At 35.7% G+C, this 21684-nt stretch carries 21 protein-coding genes and 1 tRNA gene; 13 read left to right on the top strand and 9 right to left on the bottom strand.

The window, feature by feature from the left end; genetic code table 11:
* Positions 1 to 120 precede the first annotated feature (120 nt).
* A complete protein-coding gene (locus tag IPM51_17065) occupies positions 121 to 1047 on the bottom strand; it encodes a hypothetical protein (GenBank protein MBK9286009.1) in 927 nt (308 codons plus the stop codon).
* A 264-nt stretch (positions 1048 to 1311) separates the two neighbouring features.
* Here IPM51_17065 and IPM51_17060 point away from each other — a divergent pair, with 264 nt between their 5' ends.
* Positions 1312 to 1962, top strand: coding sequence for a response regulator transcription factor (locus IPM51_17060; GenBank protein MBK9286008.1), 651 nt, complete (start codon positions 1312 to 1314; stop codon positions 1960 to 1962).
* Between the two features lie 17 nt (positions 1963 to 1979).
* A complete protein-coding gene (locus IPM51_17055) occupies positions 1980 to 2948 on the top strand; it encodes a hypothetical protein (protein ID MBK9286007.1) in 969 nt (322 codons plus the stop codon).
* A gap of 20 nt (positions 2949 to 2968) precedes the next feature.
* Here IPM51_17055 and IPM51_17050 read toward each other — a convergent pair whose 3' ends face one another.
* Positions 2969 to 4189, bottom strand: a complete 1221-nt coding sequence (locus IPM51_17050; protein MBK9286006.1) for a pentapeptide repeat-containing protein — start codon at positions 4187 to 4189, stop codon at positions 2969 to 2971.
* A gap of 26 nt (positions 4190 to 4215) precedes the next feature.
* On the opposite strand from IPM51_17050, the gene IPM51_17045 reads away from it, so the two are divergent.
* From IPM51_17045 to IPM51_17005, 9 genes are all read left to right on the top strand, one after another.
* On the top strand, positions 4216 to 4605 hold the full coding sequence (locus IPM51_17045; GenBank protein ID MBK9286005.1) for a hypothetical protein: 390 nt from the start codon (positions 4216 to 4218) through the stop codon (positions 4603 to 4605).
* Positions 4606 to 5072: 467 nt separating this feature from the next.
* Complete coding sequence (locus IPM51_17040; GenBank protein MBK9286004.1) at positions 5073 to 5387, top strand: hypothetical protein; 315 nt, start codon at positions 5073 to 5075, stop codon at positions 5385 to 5387.
* Positions 5368 to 5733 (top strand): hypothetical protein, encoded by a 366-nt coding sequence (locus IPM51_17035; protein MBK9286003.1) that lies wholly within the window; start codon positions 5368 to 5370, stop codon positions 5731 to 5733. The genes IPM51_17040 and IPM51_17035 overlap by 20 nt, the downstream gene beginning before the upstream one ends.
* Positions 5734 to 5745: 12 nt before the next feature.
* Positions 5746 to 6009 carry a hypothetical protein gene (locus IPM51_17030; protein MBK9286002.1) on the top strand — a complete coding sequence of 88 codons (264 nt, stop codon included), beginning with the start codon at positions 5746 to 5748 and terminating at the stop codon, positions 6007 to 6009.
* A 128-nt stretch (positions 6010 to 6137) separates the two neighbouring features.
* On the top strand, positions 6138 to 6809 hold the full coding sequence (locus IPM51_17025; protein MBK9286001.1) for a hypothetical protein: 672 nt from the start codon (positions 6138 to 6140) through the stop codon (positions 6807 to 6809).
* Between the two features lie 89 nt (positions 6810 to 6898).
* On the top strand, positions 6899 to 7138 hold the full coding sequence (locus IPM51_17020; GenBank protein MBK9286000.1) for a hypothetical protein: 240 nt from the start codon (positions 6899 to 6901) through the stop codon (positions 7136 to 7138).
* 195 nt (positions 7139 to 7333) lie between these two features.
* Complete coding sequence (locus tag IPM51_17015) at positions 7334 to 7552, top strand: hypothetical protein (GenBank protein MBK9285999.1); 219 nt, start codon at positions 7334 to 7336, stop codon at positions 7550 to 7552.
* Between the two features lie 11 nt (positions 7553 to 7563).
* Entirely contained in the window at positions 7564 to 9144 is a 1581-nt protein-coding gene (locus tag IPM51_17010) for a recombinase family protein (GenBank protein MBK9285998.1), read from the top strand.
* Between the two features lie 79 nt (positions 9145 to 9223).
* A complete protein-coding gene (locus IPM51_17005; GenBank protein MBK9285997.1) occupies positions 9224 to 9769 on the top strand; it encodes a hypothetical protein in 546 nt (181 codons plus the stop codon).
* On the opposite strand, the gene IPM51_17000 is transcribed toward IPM51_17005, so the two are convergent.
* From IPM51_17000 to IPM51_16990, 3 genes are all read right to left on the bottom strand, one after another.
* Entirely contained in the window at positions 9770 to 10483 is a 714-nt protein-coding gene (locus tag IPM51_17000; protein MBK9285996.1) for a pirin family protein, read from the bottom strand. It abuts the gene before it with no gap.
* A gap of 268 nt (positions 10484 to 10751) precedes the next feature.
* Positions 10752 to 10825: transfer RNA gene (locus IPM51_16995), tRNA-His, on the bottom strand.
* A 116-nt stretch (positions 10826 to 10941) separates the two neighbouring features.
* Positions 10942 to 14979, bottom strand: a complete 4038-nt coding sequence (locus IPM51_16990) for a gliding motility-associated C-terminal domain-containing protein (protein ID MBK9285995.1) — start codon at positions 14977 to 14979, stop codon at positions 10942 to 10944.
* Between the two features lie 143 nt (positions 14980 to 15122).
* On the opposite strand from IPM51_16990, the gene der reads away from it, so the two are divergent.
* Entirely contained in the window at positions 15123 to 16430 is a 1308-nt protein-coding gene (gene der, locus IPM51_16985; protein MBK9285994.1) for a ribosome biogenesis GTPase Der, read from the top strand.
* Here the strand turns inward: der and IPM51_16980 are convergent, their stop codons facing one another.
* Entirely contained in the window at positions 16431 to 16811 is a 381-nt protein-coding gene (locus tag IPM51_16980) for a hypothetical protein (GenBank protein ID MBK9285993.1), read from the bottom strand.
* A complete protein-coding gene (locus IPM51_16975) occupies positions 16804 to 18381 on the bottom strand; it encodes a T9SS type A sorting domain-containing protein (GenBank protein ID MBK9285992.1) in 1578 nt (525 codons plus the stop codon). The genes IPM51_16980 and IPM51_16975 overlap by 8 nt, the downstream gene beginning before the upstream one ends.
* A gap of 111 nt (positions 18382 to 18492) precedes the next feature.
* Between IPM51_16975 and IPM51_16970 the strand changes: the two genes are divergently transcribed.
* Complete coding sequence (locus IPM51_16970) at positions 18493 to 20139, top strand: PD40 domain-containing protein (protein MBK9285991.1); 1647 nt, start codon at positions 18493 to 18495, stop codon at positions 20137 to 20139.
* Positions 20140 to 20145: 6 nt separating this feature from the next.
* On the opposite strand, the gene IPM51_16965 is transcribed toward IPM51_16970, so the two are convergent.
* Together IPM51_16965 and IPM51_16960 are read right to left on the bottom strand one after the other, a co-directional pair.
* Positions 20146 to 20520 carry a DUF1987 domain-containing protein gene (locus IPM51_16965; GenBank protein ID MBK9285990.1) on the bottom strand — a complete coding sequence of 125 codons (375 nt, stop codon included), beginning with the start codon at positions 20518 to 20520 and terminating at the stop codon, positions 20146 to 20148.
* Positions 20520 to 21641: a hypothetical protein gene (locus IPM51_16960; protein ID MBK9285989.1), complete on the bottom strand. Its 1122-nt coding sequence runs from the start codon at positions 21639 to 21641 to the stop codon at positions 20520 to 20522. Before IPM51_16960 ends, IPM51_16965 begins: the two co-directional genes overlap by 1 nt.
* Positions 21642 to 21684 lie beyond the last annotated feature (43 nt).

Below are 21684 nucleotides of genomic sequence, written 5' to 3'. Positions count from 1 at the left end.
AACCGAATAGAAGATTACCTTCTTGTTCGGTTACTTGATAAAAACTGAATTTTCGATACCGCTCTTTGGTAATAAGGTTAACTGAAACCCTCATAATAAAGAGCAGCTAAGTCAAAAATGTTAGTCCATATGACATCCTACCTTCCACGTACAGCAATTTGATTCTTTAGATGGACATAATGCTGGACCAACTGTCGGCCCACAAATACAAATACCAGTTCTTTGGGAAGACCCAATTGGCCTCATGGCCGCTCCTCCACCAATCTCGCCTTCTAGACCTCCTGTATCGAAATTAAGCTGTGAAATCATTTCTTTGTTTAAAGTTAACTTTGGAGAAGGAAGTTGATCTGGTTGAATTCGTGGAACCCATTTGAATATAACTTTTCCTGCACCAATTGTTAGCGCACCAATCAAAGCGGAAATAATATCAACGCTTACAATATCTGTTGTTGGTGCAATCAATCCTTTTTGCGTTGCATTAGCGCCAATGAGCGCACCTTCCATACATGCTTTTAACCAAAAAGGAATATTTGCATAATTTAAAGGTGCTGGTGTTTGAAAAAATGGTGCCCATGTTCCGGGGGTCGCCACTTTAGAAACCCAATAAGCGTAAATACTTTTTCCACATTGGATACCTAAAAGTAAAGGCGTTTGGAGCGATATATTCATTCCTGCTTTAGAAATATTGTCTTCAAGATCCAACAACCAAGGATTGATGGCGTTGATTGGAGTTCTGTCTTGAGTAGTAGCACCAAGCATCATTGATACAATGTTCATTTGGGCATCACTATACCTTAGTGTACTTCCAAGCAATTTATTATTATAAGCGTTAATCATATTGTAGCAAACTGACTTAATTTCAATTTCAATTTGCTTTGGTACCGCTCCGGTTGAACTAGGATAATAAATAGGTTGAATGTAATTGTAAACCGCATTAACTAATTCATCCACCGTGGATGCTGGGGTTAATGCTCCTGAAACAGCATCCATTCCTGCTGTTAGCTGTGACCCAATCTGAGGGTAAGGATTAAATGTGAAATCTGCCATACGTTATTTTTTTTAATTGTTATTTATTGAGGAAATATTTCTACTAAACTATGTTACATTAATCACAGTATCAATAGTGGAAAACCGTCAAATTTCAAATCAAATTTGTAGTGGAAACCCACTAATTGAAAAACTGTTTGATAGTGGGTTTCCACTATAAAGAAGCATGAACTTATAGGGGGTTTCCACTAATTTAACGTTAAATGAAGGGTTTATTTACTATTAAATGAAAGAAAATCAATAATTTAGATTTGGAATCCAAAAATGATCAAAACAATAAATATTATAATTGTTGATGACGAGAAAATAATTCGTGCAGGACTTGCATCTTTACTAAGAAATACGGAAATCAAAATTATTGGGGAAGCTGAAAACGGTGAGGAACTTTTTCCCCTTATTAAGTTAAGAAAGCCGGATGTAATTTTATTAGATTTGGAAATGCCTAAACTGAATGGTAGCAAAACTCTAAACCGATTACGAGCAGAATATCCATTATTAAAAGTTGTTATCTTGTCAAAATATCATGATGAGGAATTAATTAAAGATATTTTTAATAGGGGAGCAAGAGGATTTGTTTCAAAATCCAATTGCGATGTTGAGACTCTCGTTACTGCAATACGGCGTGTAAGTGAATATGGAACATACAAGGATAATATTCCTTGTTTGCTTAAATCTCCAGCGTATAAAGATGGGCATTATTACAGATTAATATTGAGCCCAAGAGAAATAGGGATCATGGGTTTATTATATCAATCGAAATCTTACGAAGAGATTGGTAAGGAATTATTTATTTCGTCGAACACTGTTGAGAATCACGCCAAATCAATTTACAAAAAAATAAAAGCGAAGAACCGGTCCGAATTTGGAATCGTTGCAACTCGGTTGGGATTAAACTACATTGGTGGAGAATATTGAATTAATAAAAGTAAATAATGGCTGACAGAAAATTCGCCGTAGTTTTTGATACAAACTCGTATAGGCAATTTGTTACTGGTAAATCAACACCAGAGGTTTTAGAGAATATAAAGCAACTTAGAGAAGCAGAGACGAAAAAGGATATTCAAGCATACGGCATTTTAGTTGTTGGAATGGAAATGCTTGCAAACCTTGTTGAGGGAGAAAGCGGATTTAATTACAAAGATTGTTTGAATGGTGTAATAGCTATGTCGAATCATTGTTTTTCTGATAGCCAAAAGTCACCAAGGGTAATACCGCAACCGTACCTTCATTTAACCCGATCTTTTTTTGGTACAGTGCCAGCCGAAATTGAAGATAGGGCTAAAAATATGGGTGGCGTAATTAATGATTTCAAAGATGATTTCAAAAAAGCGATTGAATACCATAAAAAAACTTCCACTTTTGAACACATAAAAAATTATATTGAAGCTGAGGAGGCAAAATTTTCGACTGATATTGTAGATTTAATTGAAGGCGCAAGACAGGAAATTTTAAGAAAGCATCCGAAAATTGATAAGAAACAACTAAGGATAAAATTATTGGATTACATTGAAAACGGACCCTTTGAACCGTTTGTTGCATTAGCTATTATTTACGCAGTGGCAGGGGCGTTGCAAATTCAATTACCAAAAGATGAAGGTATAAAAAGGGGACTTTCTCTACATTTAGAATTCCCTTTATCTGTTGGATTTTATAAATGGATTTGTTCCAAAATAGTATCAGATAATATTGATATGCAATCAAAGACATCAAAGGAAAAACGTTGGAATTGGCAATGGGATTATCAGGTTTCTTTTTTGCTATCAAACCATACATTAGATGACAGAGAAGTAATCCTTGTTACATCAGATGGTGATATAATCGAAATGCTACATGATATTGGTTATGAAAATAAGGTTTTAACTATTAGTCAATACCTTGATTATTTAAAGACAATAAAATAAATTAAATAATCTAAGCACATTCAATACATCTTATCAACTTTCCGGCTAACGAGGTAAACAAACAAGCCTAAAACTGTATACCCTAACGTAACTTCAATAATAACTGCAAGTTGTCCGCACCAATGTGTCGGATAAACATCACCATATCCGAGTGTCATAAATGTAACGGTGCTATAATAAAAGGATTTTATCATTGTCTGCCACCAAGTCGCACCTTCTGCGTTAAGAGCGCTGAATGATTCGGAGGTGAAAAAGTAACCCAATGAAAAAAGAAGATCGACTATAAACGCAACAAGACCAAGAATTGCAAACGAAGACCAATATTTGGTTGAGATAGCGGCCCAGAAAAACCCAAACCTTCTTTTTCCTACCAAATTTTTATAATTGTAAAGTTTGCCAATTAAAGATTGAAACCAATTTATGTATTCTTTCAATTCTTTCAAATGGGGTAAAGTCATTTGCTCTGCATTATTTGAAATGAAGGTTGTGTGTTCCTGACCCACTAAAATATCCTCTTTTGGATCATCTTTGCAAAACGCTTTTTTAAATAATTGTTTTAATAACCAACCATATTTAATTTCTGTATATATGAATGGAACGGCAACCGTTTCGTTATTTAGATACCCAATATTTTCAAACCAAGCGGCATCAAAATAAGTACTACGAATAGAGGTTTGTCCTTCAAAATCCACAGAAGAAAGGCGTGCTTTATAAAAAGAGGCTTTATCTAAACTACAATCTTTAAAACTAACTCCGTCAAATCTTGACTTATCAAAAAATGCAGATTCAAATGTACAGTTTTTAATCATGCAATTACTTACACTAATACCAGACAAATCAATACCGGAAAAATCTAACAATTCATTTGTGATTCCGTTTTTGGCTTTGATTTTTATTTTTCTGTATTCTTTGATGGTTATAGTTGTACCATCGAATGTATATTTCCAATCAGAAAAATCCACTTCAATAACTTTTTCATAAGACAATAAGCCTTCTTTATCTTTTGCTTTAAGATAATCCCAAACAGATTTTTGAATTACTTTGCCCACTTCTGATTGCCACTTTATTTGAATCCCGAAGGGACCCGAACCCCCAATACCATATGCAGTATTATTGATTGCATCTTCCTTACTTTGCCAATAACTAACAATGTTCTGCTTTCCATCATAGCCACTAATAGTAAGCAGCCGATGCACACGATTAAATTCCTGACGGGATTGGCCTACCGGTTCTTTTTTCATTATCTTTATCAAAGATACTAAATCGAATGATTAGAATAGCCTCGCCTCAAATTATTGAATTAAACGCAACCGCGATTAACAATCTTACTACTGATGTAGAGAGGAAAAACTATGTAATTGATAATACAAGCTTTTATATTGATGATACGAGACTGCGCAATATTGAATTGCGAGTTAGATTTGAAAACCCTGCACAGAGGCCCGATGGTCTTATGATATATTATTTTCAACAATTAACATCCAGCCAAATTCAGCCGTTTGATTTAATGCTTCGACATGAAAACCCAGTTGTTATTAGAGTGGAGGAATCTGATTTCTGGAAGCATAATCCTCTTTACGTTGATAAAATTGGTTTTTTAGTCAACCGAATTACTCATAATTGCCGAATTACTGTCGAGGCTTTCAAAATTCTTTAATGCCTACATTCCTGAGGCCGCGCATAAATGTGGCTTCACCGTACAACAACGAATTTAATAAACGTTATCAAAAGGTGACCGAACAGAAATATTTCTCGTCCCAGATGTTAGTTTTAATTTAGACTCACCCAAATCTGGCCGCCTTCTATTCTCTCTATCAGAGTTTTGGGTTTATTTTTTTGCAATATCCGTCAATACCGATCAATAATTGCCTTTCCGTGCAGTTTCACGCCTTTTAGTGCTATTGTATGCTATTATCGGCACTTAAGCGCTCTTTTCGGAAAGCGTGTCAGGACGTCTTCTCAACTTTGTACCGGAAAGAAAACAGATAAAAAAGAAAAAAAACGTAAACAAATTAAAAAAAATGAAAGAAAGTTTAGAATCCGGACAACGACAAATAACCATATCAGAACTTTGTCTGGACAAATAGAAGTCAAGACTAAAAACGAAAACTTAAAACAAAAAACATGGAAAAGAAAACATCAATTATCGGTATCCCTCAATGTGTAGCATCGCACACATTAAAATGCCTGAATGAACACAACATTAGCTGTCAATATGAGGGAATAGATCAGGCAGGACGGCTATTAATGAGATTAAATTATCTGTCAGATCAGGACGGGTATTTACAAGAATTAATTTCTGAAATGGAAGAAGACGAAAAATCCTGCACCGCACTTCTTCAAATAGGCACGTTAATGATTTTAAATGAAATCGCTAAGGCAAAGACTTCAATGGAATTAGCACAATTAAAAAAGAAACATGGAAACAAACAAAACTAACACGGCACCCGCCACAGGATTTGATCTTAATGGTTTATTAAGCAGTCCCGGTATAGGTGAAGTAATTAAGCATTTGCTCTCAGCGGGTGGAGCAGCTTTATTTAACTACCTGATATCTATTAAACCAATGCAGGAGAAGATCGAGACTTTGACAAAGGAAAATGGTGCGTTGAAGGAAAAAATCGAAAATACAGAAGAGAGATTGGATGAACTGATTACAGGTCTTAACAAAAAGTTCAAGGTAAAAGAGATCGAAGAAGAAATGCCCGGTAAGGAAGATGATTATTTTCAAGTAAGGCGAAAAGACAGATCACTAACTGAAAGAAAACGAAAGTATTTAAATTAAATATTATTGAATATGAAAAGCGAAGGAATCACAGATGAGATGATTAAAATACCGCAGGATATGATCCTTGATATTTTAGCAATTCTATTAAAAGAAGAATTAAACTATGAAATAACTGAAGTACTTGAGAATCGGGCTATGGCTGTTTTTGCAATAGGCATTGATCAGAGCAGGCCGAGACAATTAAAAGTGCTTCAAAATATTCAGGATTTACTTCATGCTTACCATGAATTTCGATTTTCAGAAAATGAAACTTTAAACTGGAGGGATATCTAATGGAATATCTGTGTTCATATTGTAATAAACCATTTGTTCCGAAAAGGACGGATTCATTATACTGCTCTCATTCATGCAGGCAATTTGCCTATGTATTAAGAAAAAGCACTAAAGAAACATTAAAAGATGTGTCTTTGGAAAAGGTGATCCTTTCGGATGAAAAAACGCCCGAAATACATCAAAAACTACCGGAACAAAATCTCGGTAAAATTCCACATCCGTCAAAGCCACAAGAAGTGACGAAAAAAGAACTACCTGTCAAAACAGAAATAGAATTATCAGTCAGGACAGATATGCAAGAAGCTTCTTCGCAAGCGCCAATAGAGAATAAATCTGAGGATATTAAGAGTAAATATATAGATTACCAGTCAAGATATATGATAGAACTAAATCGAAAACATGCCCAAAGAGATGCCTGGCCCGATTTAAGCAGATTTTTTGATTCAAATGATGATTCGGGTTTATGGGTAAGTGAAAGGTATCGCTGTTTAATTGATGTTTTACTCACGTTTACGGAAATTAAGCGTATTGAGTTGGATGATCTGAAAGAAGTTTGTAATGCCTTTACAGATGTTATAAAATCGGATTATTATCAATTCTTAGATCCAAGTTATCCATATATGGATGAAATAAAAAAATTACGAGATCAGCTCAGGAACACCTGCCTCAAAACTTCCAGAGAACAATTTAAATATCGTGTAAGCCGGGAACAAAAGCAAAACCTGATCGTAACTCGCTTTGAGTTATCCCAATTTGTTGGTAAAAGTAAATTCAGTGAGTTAAAGTTCAGAGAAAAATAATTTAATAAAGAAAGGAGGAGACAATGAAATACAAGTAATAATTCAGAAAACAGAAATAACTAAAACAATAACAATTAAAACAAAAAATTATGGCAAAGCAAAATAAAACAAGACAATTTGAAATCCCGAAACATCACATAGGCAAATTTTTCAGCCAAATAGATAATTCTGAGTTGGACTATTCATTAGTTGAAGTAGATCAGGAGAATGAAGAATTAATTATTGAGATTGAATATTCATCAAGTGAAAGGGATGAAGTAATGAACTTCATTGAGCTATTGGATGAATGGAAAAATGAGAATGAGGAAGAAGAATCAGAGGAGGACTAATTGCAAATTAAAGCAAAAATTATATTAACAGATATCTCAGAAAAACCAGTAAAATCAGGCATTTCGGGGGTTAATAAAAAGATTTTATCATGTGGGAAAGATGTGTTATATTAGACATACAAGTCGGGGAAACCAGACTTTTTTTAGAGTTCTTTGACAAGCTGGGAAACAAAAATGTACTTAGAAAGGTGAGCCATGATTAAGCGGGTGAATGAGTTGAGCCTTGAAAGAGCCAAAGCTCTTTTAGGCAAAGAAATCTCTGAAGAGAGATTGAAAAAAATGGTGGAACGGATCAAAGCATTTTGCAAAGTCGCTTATCAGTTGTATTCAAAAACGAATGAAACTGAAAAAATAAGTGACAATGTAAGAGAGCTGTATTCTGAACCACCAGATGAATTCACTAACGCTGCTTAAAACAAATTATCATGGAAACAAATCACTTATTTAAAATTTTCGGGAAAGGAAAAAAAACAACCCGAATAGAAACAAACGAATGTGTAGTGTACACTCGTGTATCAAGTGCAAAGCAAATGGATGGCCTTAGTTTGGAAGTTCAGATGAAAGGTGCAAATGAATATGCTGAAAGACACAAACTAATTGTACGAGAATATTTTGGTGGTACATATGAAAGTGCTGCAAAGGATGAGCGCAAGGAGTTTCAGAGAATGCTTGCATACCTGAAAAAGACCAAGTATAAAATCTCAAAAATTCTCGTTTACAGTCTGGAGCGTTTTTCACGGAATGACAACTCCATTTGGCTAAGTATTCAATTACGAAAATTGGGAATAGAGATCATCTCGACCACCCAACCAATTGATACTACTAATCCTGCTGGAGTAATGCAGCAAAAAATGCTTTTTATGTTCGGAGAAATGGACAATGCATTGAGAAGACAGAAATGCATGGCAGGAGTAAAAGAACATTTGATACAAGGAGAATGGGTAACAGCTTCGCCCGTTGGTTATGACACGGTAAAGCATAATAAGGAACGTAAAATTGTAGTAAACGATACAGGACTAATCATTAAAAAAATGTTCTATTGGAAAGCCAAAGAACGAATGCCTAATGTTGAAATACAAAAACGTCTTAAAGGCTACGGACTGAATTATTGCCTTCGGAGAATCGGAGAAATACTTACAAACCCTTTCTACTGTGGGAAGATGGTGCATAAAGCATTGGAAGGCGAAGTGGTGGATGGTAAGCATGAGAAAATAGTTTCAGAAGCTATTTTTTTAGAAGCCAACAACATCATGGCTGAAAAGAAGCTCGGCCTACAAACCAAAAAGGAACGCCCTGAGATCGCTTTAAAGCGGTTTATGAAGTGCGCAGCCTGTAACCAACCAATGCGAGGCTACATTGCAAACAGTTGGAACGTGCCTTATTATAAATGCAACACACCGGGATGTAAATGCAACCGCAATGCAAACGAAGTGAATAACAAGTTTGCAGGAATGTTAGAGGGATATAGAATTGATAAAACATTTCTCCCTTTAATAAAAGAGCAGTTGTATTTGACCTTTCAGGATCACAACGCAGGACTTAAGGAAAGCGAGGAAATGATTAGCCGTCAAATGACGGATATCCGTCAAAAACTCGAAAGACTGGAAGAGCGATTTATACTGGAAGAATTGACGGGTGAGCTTTACAATAAGTATAAAGCAAAGTTCGAGAAGGAAACCGAAGAATTAGAGGCACAAAGGGCAAATAATAAAATAGAGATGTCGAAGTTGGAAGACTTCATTTCTGTAAGCCTTGAGTTAGCCTGTAACCTTCGTGAAATGTGGGCTTCTGGGGATTATACCCAACGCCAAGAACTACAAAATGCACTATTTGAAGCCGGAATTGTGTATGATCGCCAAAAAGATGAATGTCGAAGTACAGGAGACAATGAATTTATTACTGAAATTGCCGAATTATCAGGCGATTTCAGTAACTTTCCCACTGCAAATAATAAAATTATTAAACTAACTTCGGTTGGCGCAGGTCGAGTGAAGTCGAGACCATGATATAAAAAAACAAACAAAAATGTTCAATCTCCATTCCATATTCATTAAAAAGTATTACGCTCTGTGCGTGATGCTTTTAATGAATGGAATAAATTTTTATTACGCTCAGCAAAGTAACTATGATATTAATGATCCCAGAAATCCAAATTGTCCTTGTCATAAATATCAAAAACTGGCTGATGAAGAATATAAAAAATTATTAGCCGGAGCACAATCCAATTCAGATTCAAAAAATAATGCTCAACGCACAAACATACAACTTCAAACTCAAGCTCAATCAAGTGTATCTTGGAGAAATCCAAATTCGAACCGATTCAAGCAAATACAAGATGAAAGAGGTATGTCTTTTACAAATATTAATCCGGAATATTTGCAATCCATAAACCCGATTTTTTTACCAACGCATACTCATGAAAAAGGTATAAGTTTTTCCGATTCAAAGTTTTTAACTAGTAAAATATATGTGAAGTCCGGTTCTAAATATCACAAGTCTAAGTTTAAATCCAGGCATAAACGAAAAAAGTTTTTGGATAAACATAAAAAGTTCCGTAAATTTTTGAATGTAAAAGGTTGGGATGTTTGGAAGGAATTTAAAAATGTAAGTAAATGTTACGATTGGTCGTAATTAATTCATGGGCACTTCCATCAATAAAAACTCCGTATCGGAATCTGTTTTTATTTTAACATGATCTATTTCCCAAATACCAAAACCGTCACGTTCGTTCAAATTAGCATCATTGATATTAATATTCCCTTTCAAAACGAAAACATATAATCCGTTTGCCTTATCTTTAAATAAATAATTTACTTCTTGTCCTTTATCAAATTTCCCAAGATGAAACCAGGCATTCTGATGAATCCAAACTCCTTCATCGTCAGCTAAAGGAGAAAGTATTTGCTGCAATTGATTTTGTTTTGTCTCTTCATTTATTTTGATCTGATCATAACGGGGTTGCACATTTTTTTTATTGGGAAAAATCCAGATTTGTAGAAATTTCACCGCTTCACTTTTACTGTGATTAAATTCGCTGTGCTGAATTCCCGTTCCGGCACTCATCACCTGAATTTCACCCTTTCGGATAACCGAAGTATTTCCCATACTGTCTTTATGTTCCAGCTCTCCTTCCAACGGAATACTGATAATTTCCATATTTTCATGCGGATGTTGTCCAAATCCCATTCCACCCTGAACAGTGTCATCGTTTAGCACACGTAACACTCCAAAATGCATTCGCTCCGGATTATAATATCCGGCAAAACTAAAGGTATGATAGCTCTGTAGCCAGCCATGGTCGGCCTTACCCCGGGTATTCGCTTTATGTATTATTGTTTTAGGCATAGTATTATTAAAGGAAAGAATAAAATTAAGATATTGATTTAAGACCAAAGAAGAAGAAAGTTAAAAAACAAAAAAAGCTCCTGAAAAGGAGCTTTGGGTAAGTAATGGGATTGCCTACGGCGGACCTTTGGAGGGTTCTTCAATCAAAACAGAAACAACCCTTTAGGGATTTTGTTTTTTTAGATTGATCATGAAAATAAATTTTCTTGCTCGCTCTAAAAAAACAAAACTCGCCATTATAAATGGCGAGTTGTTTCTATTTTGATTGGGTAAGTAATGGGACTCGAACCCACGACCCTCGGTACCACAAACCGATGCTCTAACCAACTGAGCTATACCTACCATAACCTAATCTAACTGATTAGGGATTGCAAATGTAGGAATTTTAAAGAATTAGGGATAATTTTTTTGGATTAATTGCCTTTAAAAATCAATTATTTAGGGAAAATTATTCGCAATTATCTGATCAATGTAACGTTTCCTTTTCTGAAAGTCTCTTCACCATTAAAACACTTCACTTTCAAATACCATCCAAAAACACCTACATCAGCAGGTCGTCCTTTGTAAATACCGTCCCAGCCTTTATTTTTTTCTTTTGTTTCAAATACCATTTCGCCCCAACGGTTATATACTGCAAAATAAACCTCATCTACTTTTAAACCCCGAACAAATAATACATCATTCTGACCATCTCCATTTGGTGTAAATGTATTAGGAACAAAAACGTCTTTTTCAATACATCCCTCCGTAAAGGCATCAACTGCTACGGTGGCCTGCTCAGTACATGCTCCATAACCCGCAACTGCTGTATAAGTTGTAGGTTTAACTGGGGCTACCGTTACCGTATAACCAACCGCCGGTGTTGTGCTTCCAACCGGTAACCAACCAACATTTGCACCGGGAGCTCCGGTATAAATTAATGTAGTTGTATTTCCAACAATCACAAAAGTAGGATTGGCACTTGCTGAAACCTGAACGCTAGAAGGAAATGAAACTCCAACATTGGTCATCAACATAAATGTGCAGCTATTAGATGTTGTAATTAGAACCGAATACTGCGTACTTACACTTGGTGATGCAATAGGGTTGGCAATATTAGCATTATTTAAAGTGGCTGAAGGAGTCCAAGTATATCCAATTCCACCTGACGCATTTAATTGGGCGGAACTTCCTAAACAAATTAATGAATTGGCGTTGATTGACAAAGGAGGCGGAACCGCAACTTGAATCACATCAGTCATCGTATCTTTACATCCATCACTATTGGTCACTACCAATATTACAGAGTGCGTGCCACCATTACTATAAAAATAATATGGATTTTGCACGGTACTTGTTGCATTAACTGTTAAGGTCCAATCCCAGCTCGAAATATTGGCAACAGAACCGTCGATAAAATTCACTCCCCCTCCACATGGATTCATTGTATAGGCAAATGAAGCATTGGGTTTAGGAAATACTTTTACTTCGGTTGTTAAAGTTTTACTGCAAACATAACCTTGTGAATTATTTTCAATTTGAATGGTATATATAGTAGTAACTGTAGGGTTAACTGTAGGCCCGGCCACATTTGGATTACTAACGTTCTCCGGAGGTGACCATGTATAAGAAGTTCCTCCACTTGCCAATAAATTTATAGAGGAGCCCAAACATAGGTTTGCACTATTAACACTAGGATTAAAATTAAATATATTCACGGTTTGAACAGCAGTAGCCGAACATCCGTTTGCACCCAAAGTAGTTAAGGTTATTGTGTATGTTCCGGTTGTGGTGTAAACATGAGGAGCCGGAGCGTTAATCGTTTGTGTTGGTGATCCGTCACCCAAATTCCAAATAAATGGATTAACAATTAATGTACCGGTAGAATTATTTACAAAAGTTACAGTATTTGTGCAAGGGGATAATGACGCATTAAAGGCCACATCCGGACCCGGAATTACAACTACTAAAGAAGTGGTACTATCCTTTTGTACACACTTGGTTACATCATAAACGACAAGAGAGACAGTGTAAGTTCCGGGTTGCGTATAGGTAAAAGTTGGATTTGGCGTTACCGAATTCGTTTGTCCGTTACCGAAATGCCAAATAAATCCGGTACCCGGGGTTACATTAGTGAATGTAACAACTAACGGTACGCAACCTGTTACCGTATTCTGATTAATGGTTGCCACCGTATTTTGCTCAAAATCTAATTTAAAAACACCGTTGTTACAATTTGGAGAAGGATTAGGATTGGGACAGTTTTGTTGATTAGGACAAGGCCAAGTAAATGGTGTATGCGGAAAATCTTGATTGCCACCGCAGCCGGCACAAACGGATTGATAGATAACTCCCCTTCGATCAAATCTTGACGTTCCACCATCCACATGTTCCTGACTACTTGCACCTCCATAATAAGATCCATAAACTAACGAATTTGCATTAGGACCTAAAGCCATCAAATAAAAATCAAAACCTGTTGTAGTGCCTTGCGTAGGATTTAACAAGGGCATTCCTCCAATTGGAACTTGCGTTAATATATTACCTCCCCAACCTGAAAGATATATGCTTCCGTCACATTCATCAACCGCAAAGGCCGAAGGAGATATATCAAAATTACTAGTGTTGCTTCCAAATACTGTAGAAAATATTTTTGAAGTTAAAGTTTGATTGTATTTAGTAATAAATTGATGTGTGAGTGCAACACTATAAATTGGAGCACCTACAATAGGCATATTTCCGAGTGATTGACCAAAAACATGAGGGTCGCCGGCTACATTACAAGAAACAAAAAATGAATTGTCGTAGGATGAAGTTCCAATATAAGTTGATTGTAGAATTGCGTTGCCGGCAGGATTTATTTTTGTTAAAAAACCATCGCACACTCCACCTTGAAAGGCAGCTGCTTCACCCCCTGCAGTACCGGGAAAATCTGCGCTGGTAGTTCCTCCGGTAACATATACTTCTTCATTCGGTCTTACAAACATACCATTTCCACATTCCATTAATGATCCTCCTAAATAAGTACTGTATATTAACGAGGTTAAGTTTGAATTAAATTTCGCCACTACTGCATCCTGCACACCCCCCAAACTCCCATCTATAGCATTCACCATGGGCAAATTTGATGAACGAGTTGAACTTACGATGTAAATATTATTGGAATTATCCACTTGAATTTCTCCGCGATAGGTATCACCATAATTTGACACCAAGGTGTTATAATCACTGGTATTGGTTGTTGCGGTGCCGGGAGCAGGTAATAGCGCGAATGAAGTTGTATAAGTAGTAGGCTGATAATTCACTCCGTCGTTTCCGGAGCCTCCATAATAGGTACAACCCAACAAACTGTTACCGTTGGCGTTAAGTTTGGCAATATAAATATCGGTACCATCGTAAAACACCGAACCGTTACTAATAAATCCTATATTTGTCCCCCCTGCAAATGCCGGATAAGCACAACCTGCAGTTACCGGAAAATTTGCCGAACCCGTTGCGCCATATAAACATAAATTATTGTTATTATCCACTATCAAACTGGAAACAACCTCTGTTCGGTTTCCTCCGAGGTATGTTGAGTAAATTAAACTATTACCAATAGAATTATATTTCGTAATAAAAATATCGGTATTCCCATAAGCCGGCGGGCCGTTAAAAATATTGGTAATTCCTAAAACAAATGGATAACCTACATCAAAAACGGTACCTCCACTATATAAGTTACCCAAATCATCAAAGGTAGCCGTCATTCCAAAATTATCTGCAGTTGCGCCAGCTTGAGCAGAAAACACCAATATTGGATCAATAATCAAATCTTCATTTTCGTTATACCCATCAGGAAAATCAAAACTAACTACACGTCCGTCTAAACGAAAATTACATTTAACCGGTTTTAATTCTCCATTAATATTTTGAAACGCGAATGGTTTATTCTCTATTACGTCTTTAAAATCTAATCCGATTACCAAAACGCCATTTCGAATATTAATTTTTTCAACTCCTTCATAACGCATCTGAATTTTATTTACATCAGCTCCGGCTTTCACATGGAAATTATATTTAATACCGGCTTCCTTCACATCCATTTCATAATCAATTCCCGGATAAATATTTTTTAACCAAACGGTATTATAACAACCTACATTACCCTTCCATTTACTTTGATCCTTACCAATAAAATAATTTTCATAATACGTTTCTTTTTTTTCCTTAATAAATTCAGGATTCAGATTACAATGATTGAAATGAATTTTATAGGCGTGGTAATTAAATCCGTATTTACCCGGATTATTTTTATCATAGGGCAATCCGTGCAGCGAACGAAATTTTTCTCTGTCAAAAAAATTAAATGTAAGGCAGTTTTTTTCTATAAATAGAGCGCCGCCACCGAGTCTCGCTTTAGCTAATATATTTGGTTCCCATTGGCCCAAGTTTTCAGTAAAGCGAATTCCCATCGATGCAATGGGTTTAACCACGCGATTTTCTTTTTTTGACTGCGCAAATAAATAGTTAGGCAAGCAGCAAAAAATAACAATACATATAATAAAACCGCGCATCAACCAAATATACAAAATCAATCACTTTTTTACAAAACCTATACGTATTAGAATTATACTTTAATCCGGTAAAATCCCTAAATTCTTAGTACTTTTGCATCCTTATGCCGAATTTAGTTGCTATAGTTGGACGTCCGAATGTTGGAAAATCAACACTTTTCAATCGATTAACTGAAACCAGGCAAGCCATAGTAGATGAAATTGCAGGGGTTACCCGCGACAGGCATTACGGCAAAGCAGAATGGGGCGGAAAAGAGTTTTCGCTAGTTGATACCGGTGGTTATATTAAAGGGAGCGATGATATTTTTGAAGAAGAAATTCGCAAACAAGTTCAAATTGCGATTGAAGAAAGTAATCTATTAATTTTTGTAGTTGATGTAAATGAGGGGATTACTGCTTACGACAAAGACGTAGCTAACATTTTAAGAAAAAGTAAAAAACCCGTTATTCTTGTTGCGAATAAATCTGATAATCACGAACGATCGTCTTATGCGGCTGATTTTTATCAATTAGGATTAGGGGAAGTTTACCCCATTTCGGCAGTAAATGGCAGTGGTACAGGAGATATGCTCGATGCGGTTATAAAATCTCTACCAGAACAAGAAGGTATTATTGAAACTACTACCATTCCGAAAATAGCCATTGTGGGCAGACCCAATGTTGGCAAATCTTCATTAGCCAATGCTTTATTAGGAGAAGAGAGAAACATTGTTACATCTATTGCAGGAACAACACGAGACTCTATACATACCCGATATACAAAATACGGACATGATTTTTGGCTGATTGATACGGCAGGTATGCGACGAAAAGCGAAAGTGCACGAAGATTTAGAATTTTACAGTGTACTGCGAACCATTAATGCGATTGAAAACAGTGATGTTTGTTTATTGATGATTGATGCTGAAAACGGAGTTGAATCTCAGGATTTAAGTATATTAAGTTTGATAGAAAAGAACCGAAAGGGCGTAGCCATTATTGTAAACAAATGGGATTTAATTGAAAAGGATACGAAAACGGCGAAAGCTTATGAAGACCGAATTAGAGAACGAATTGCTCCTTTTCGAGATATTCCTATTTTATTTGTCTCGGTAAATGATAAACTCAGAATCATGAAAGCTGTTGAACTGGCCATGCAGGTTTACCAAAATAAAACGCAGGAAATTAAAACCAGAGAAGTAAATGATGTGATGCTTCCAATCATTGAATCGCATCCGCCACCATCTATTAAAGGAAAAGAAGTAAAAATAAAATACGTTTCTAAATTAAAAGGAGAAGCCTTATTTATGTTTTACTGTAACTTACCGCAATACGTGCAAGAAAGCTATAAACGATTTTTAGAAAATAAAATTCGGGAAAATTACAACTTTAGTGGAGTACCTATTGTTGTGAGTATTCGTAAAAAAGATTAATTACTCTTTCCGTCCGTTACCTAACCAACAACTTACCTGCTCTAATTCTGAAGGAGATAATTGAGGTTGACCAGCAGGAGGCATTGTTTTCATTTTTACCGCTCTGTCGTCAATACGCTCTGCTTTACCTAATACCTCTTGGTATGTTGTTAAACTTACGCCAGCTTGAGGAAAACCACCCGAATGACAACCTGCCCCGCCATTGGCCAAACTTCCGCACTTCAAATCTACGATTGATTTAACATGATTGGTGTAAGTAATTGTATCACATGCACCCGGAGGAGGAGCTACCTCAACGGGTTTACCTTTATCTTTCACGCAGGAATGTGCTAAAAATAAAAGTAAAATAAGAATTGAAGCAATTCGAAAAATTTTATTCATTTATTATAAAAGTTCTGGTTTTTGAATATTGTTTAGTTTGGATTCGAACAAAATATTGTCCTTTAGACAGGTTTTCTGTTGGCAATTGCATAACGCCAAATCCAGCTTGAAGTTGAACTTTCCATTGTTTAACTAATTTTCCATCAACAGAAAAAACGGAAGCTTCGGTGTTTAATTTTTCAGGAGCGAAATAATTCATTTTTAATACGCCCACTCCCGGATTTGGAAACACTTCATACAATTGAAGGGTTTTAACTATACTGTTTAGTGAACTATTCTCATCCACCCCAACAGTTGGCGAATCATCTACAACAATATTTTCATCACCGGCCTGATATAACAGAAATGCAAAATAAGTTTGCATCATCTCCTCCGTTGTACTTTCTCCTTGTGAAATATTTTGCGGCGGCGTGTTTGGATTAAATGGATTAGAGGCTGTATTATCATATGATGTTTCTCCAATCACCTTGTAATTGGGTCCCATTTTTATTGGGTTTCTAAATGCATATACGCCTTGCCATCTGAAATCCCATTTCGGAATATAAATTAACGGAATAGTATCGTTAACAATTCCAATTGCATAAACTTTATACGACTTACCAATGAGGTGCATGTGTGGAGCAACCGATAAAAGTGTAAAAGGTAATGGGAAGGAATTTGTGTATTGCTGCGTAAATGTTTGAATAGTATTGGCAGCTATTGTAAATGGAGGATTAATTACATTTGTTTCTGTTAAAATTGGAGCAATAAATACTTCGCGCGGTGAACCCGGTGCATATTTTATATTAACCCGTGTACTATCTAAAGCATTAAATGTACCTCCGGGATAATGTACTTGCATTACTAATCGGGTATTAGCCTTAAGCCTCACACCCATATTCGAAGGGAATTTAATTGGTGCAGTACCAGGCACCCATTCGCCTACCAATCTAGAGCTTCCACTACCCGTTCCAAAAAAGGAAGTATAACCCGGACCCGGATCTAAATTATCTTTATTTACTATGATTTGTGATGTATCTTCAAATATCAAAACGTGATGTACAATTGCAGTATTTCCCGGTTTCACTTCTATTTCTGAAACAAACTTATCTGAAGCCAAATTAGTTGGAATAACAAAACAACGATACAAATCCTGTGAAGTATTTACCGTATAATCCGGCATTTTTCCAGTAAAATCAATTGTATTTAATTGAGAAATATTATTAGTATACGATGGGGCCGGTGGGGCATTGTTTGGATTTCCTTCCGGTGCTCCGGCTAAAACCCAATCACTTATTTTTTGTTTATCACTAGCTGACACTAAACGTTCAAATGCCAAATGTTTATATTCTGCATCCGGAGGCCAAGGCGGCATGTATTTATTGTTTACATATGTATTTATTAAATTTTTATAGTTGAAAGCTTGCGCATAAGTCATTAATGGATTTGGGGCTAAGCCACCAACATGATGACAACTTGTGCATTTAGAATACATAATTGCGGCAATATCATCCGCCCAAGTAACCTGAGCTTTAGAATATCCAATAAATAGCAAACCAATAATAATCTGTAATCGTATTTTATTTTTCATGTTTTTCGTTATAAATGAATGTGCCGTAGTCTTTCAAAAATATCAAAAAAAACCCAAATTACCGCATATTATAAAATAAAATTGTACATTTAAAATGACTAAAAACTGCCTATGTATAAGTTCGTAATTACGCTATTAATTTTATCATCTTCGGTATTTGCACAAACTGAAGGAAGCGAAGGTGAAAAAAAAGACAAAAAAAGCAAAAGTTTGTTTAAAGATGCCGGAGATTTGGCCAAATTTGGCTTAGCCAAACAAAAAATGTATGCCGGCCAATATTTGAGTGCCATCAACTTATATCGCGAAATTGAACATAATGATCCTAATAATGCTTCCGTTATTCATTATATAGGTTATTGCAATTCAAAAATGAATAAGTTTGATAAGGCCAAAGAATATTTTTTAAAGGCAATTGCCACCAATAACAATGTGAAGCCTGAAACGCATGTAGAGTTGGGAAAAATTTATCAAATGGAAGAGAATTTTGACAAAGCTATTGAAGAATTTACTTTATTTAAAAATGCGCCCAGTAAAGATGAAGATAGTAATGAAGATGCGGATGTGCTTTTAAGTCAGTGTCAAAATGCTAAAAAATACATGGCTAATCCAATTGATGTGGTTATTACTAATATGGGACAGGATATCAACGGACCTTACGATGATAAAAATCCATGTATCAGTGCGGATGGAAGTAGAATGGTATTTACCAGTAGAAGGCCAAAAAATACAGATTCACCGGTAGACGCAGAAGGTGACGGAAAATATTTTGAAGATATTTATTACAGTGATATAGATTCAACACATAACTTCGGGAAAGCGGTAGATATGGGCTCAAGCATTAACACCAAAGGGCATGATGCTTGTACCAGCATTTCACCGGATGGTAAACAAATTTTTATTTATAAAAATGATGCCGCAGATAAAAGAAGTATTGGAGGAGAAGTTTACGTATCTAAAATCAGTAACGGCAAATGGAGAACTCCCGCTCCAATCGGAAAGCCTATTTCGTCTATGAATTGGGAAGGTGGCGCTTGTGTTTCTCCCGACGGAAAAAAATATTTCTTTTTTAGCGAGCGAAAAGGTGGAGTGGGAAGAAGTGATATTTATATGGTTGTCAGAAAAAATAAACAAGAGTGGGAAAAGCCTGTTAATTTAGGTGCCGGAGTAAATACTGTTTTTGATGAGGGAGCAGTTTTTCTAGCGCCGGATGGTAAAACCTTATTTTTCTGCAGCAACGGTCCCTCCAGTATGGGCAGTTATGATATATTCAAAACAGTTTATGAAAACGGAAAATGGTCTGAGCCGGTAAATTTGGGATATCCAATTAATACCAGTGGGCGCGAAGGACAAATCACTTTGAGTGCCGATGCTAAAACTGCTTACATTTCAAGCGATCGCAAAGGAGGGCTTGGTGAATCTGACATTTATAAAATTGATTTGAAGGATTATGCAATATTGGAAACAGACGGAAAAAAAGTGAGTAACAATGGCCTTAGTATTTTAAAAGGGACCATTCGCGATGGCAATGAAGGATACGGAATCATCGATGTAGATATTGAAGTGCAGAGTTCAGATGGAAAACAAGTTGCATCTACTTCTACTAATGAAGCCGGAGAATACTTTCTTACCTTAAAGGCAGGTTCTTATAAATTAAAAGTTTCTAAAAAAGGTTTTCAGGAAGTTGTAGAAGATATTGAATTAAAATTAGGGGAAAAAGAAGCTTTTACGTTGGAAAAAGGTTATTTACTTAAAAAGTAATCTTATTTATATTTCTTGATACTGAAATTCAACTTCACTTAATTTTTGAAGTCGTTGCCCGGTTTGCAACATATCTGAATCTCCCTGATCGTAACACCAAAGTATATCAACTTTTTTTGATTTCGCTAGTTGATTTAAACTATTAAATAGTTGTATAAGTTGCTTGGCGGAGGAAGTGCTGATATAATCGAAATGAAATTTAACCGTTGTTTTTTCATGAGCATGGTTTAAATAAACTTTAAACCAATTATTTACTTTATCATAAAAGGCACCTGCGTTTTCAGGAAGTGAGCGCGAAGAAATTTCCATCATGCCATTTTGGGGGTTGAAACTAATTTTGGGCGTATCGTCCGTGGCTTCGATATGGAGTGACTCCATCATTAAATTGATATACTTGTTTTAACAATTAAAAAAGATTTGGTGTCGGAGCGTTTAATAATTGCTGTTTCAATTTTATGCTGTGTTTTAAAACGCAAGTCGATTAAACCCAAACCTGCACCTAATTCTCCCACATTATTTTCTTTCAAGATTACTTCGTTATATAACTTATTTAAACCTTCGTCATCTAAAGAATTGATATAGTTCACATGCTTTTCAAAATGCTCAATTTTTTCATTTAGTATAAAATTACCGGTTATCATATTGTACACGTCCGGCTCTTCACAAAGCATTAATAATCCTGGCTTATCCTTCGCGTTTTCATTCAGACTTACTCCGTGATAGGAAATATTCTGTAACATTTCTATCATAACAGCAACAATAGTTTTCTTTAAAGTTGTGCTAATTGTGATGGAAAGGCTAGTTTCAGTCATCGAGATTAAACTCTTTAAACTTTCGTGTTCAAACCTACCGTGAAAAAATAATTTCACATGATTATCATTAATCATGTTATGTACATTTTTTGCCAGAACAAAATTATGTACTAAGGTATCTTGCGAATGAAAATCACCGGCCCCTCCGGTCTTTACATTAATTTGATAATAAAAGAAGGAATGTGTGTCATTTACTTTTGAAAACTCATATGATAATTTGTTGCCCGATTTTCTAACCATCTCAATCAATCCTAATCCGGCACCTCCCTTGTCAGAAAATCCTCCTTCATTCAACACTTCGTAATAATGCTCCTTGAGCTGTTCCGGTGTCATGGAGTTTAATTTCTCAAACTTCGTCTTTAAAGGCTCAACATTTTTGGTTTCAATCACGTTGCCCGAGGTAATTAAAAATCCGGTAGAAGATTTGTGTATAGAAAAAAAGCCATCCAATACCTCAGAATCTTGATGCCTAGTAATATTTTGTAATGACTCAACCATTATAAAGTATACCTTTTTCCGATTCTTTAAAGGTTCATTAATCACTTCCATTTTTGTTTCAGAAAGTGCTAAAATGCTGTCGGTTAATTTCTGGGTAAAATCTCCCCTATAGGCATAACTAATTTCATAGTCACTTAAACTATCAAATAATTTTTCGATAGAAGCGTATTTGTTATCCGTTGAAATTGACATTTTAAATGACAAAGTTTTACCTGAAGTAAATGTATTTAAAAAC

This window comes from Sphingobacteriaceae bacterium (genome assembly GCA_016715905.1).
Classification (GTDB): domain Bacteria; phylum Bacteroidota; class Bacteroidia; order B-17B0; family Aurantibacillaceae; genus Aurantibacillus.
The sequence above is the reverse complement of the archived record's forward strand: the minus strand, read 5'-3'. Positions and strand labels throughout refer to the sequence as shown.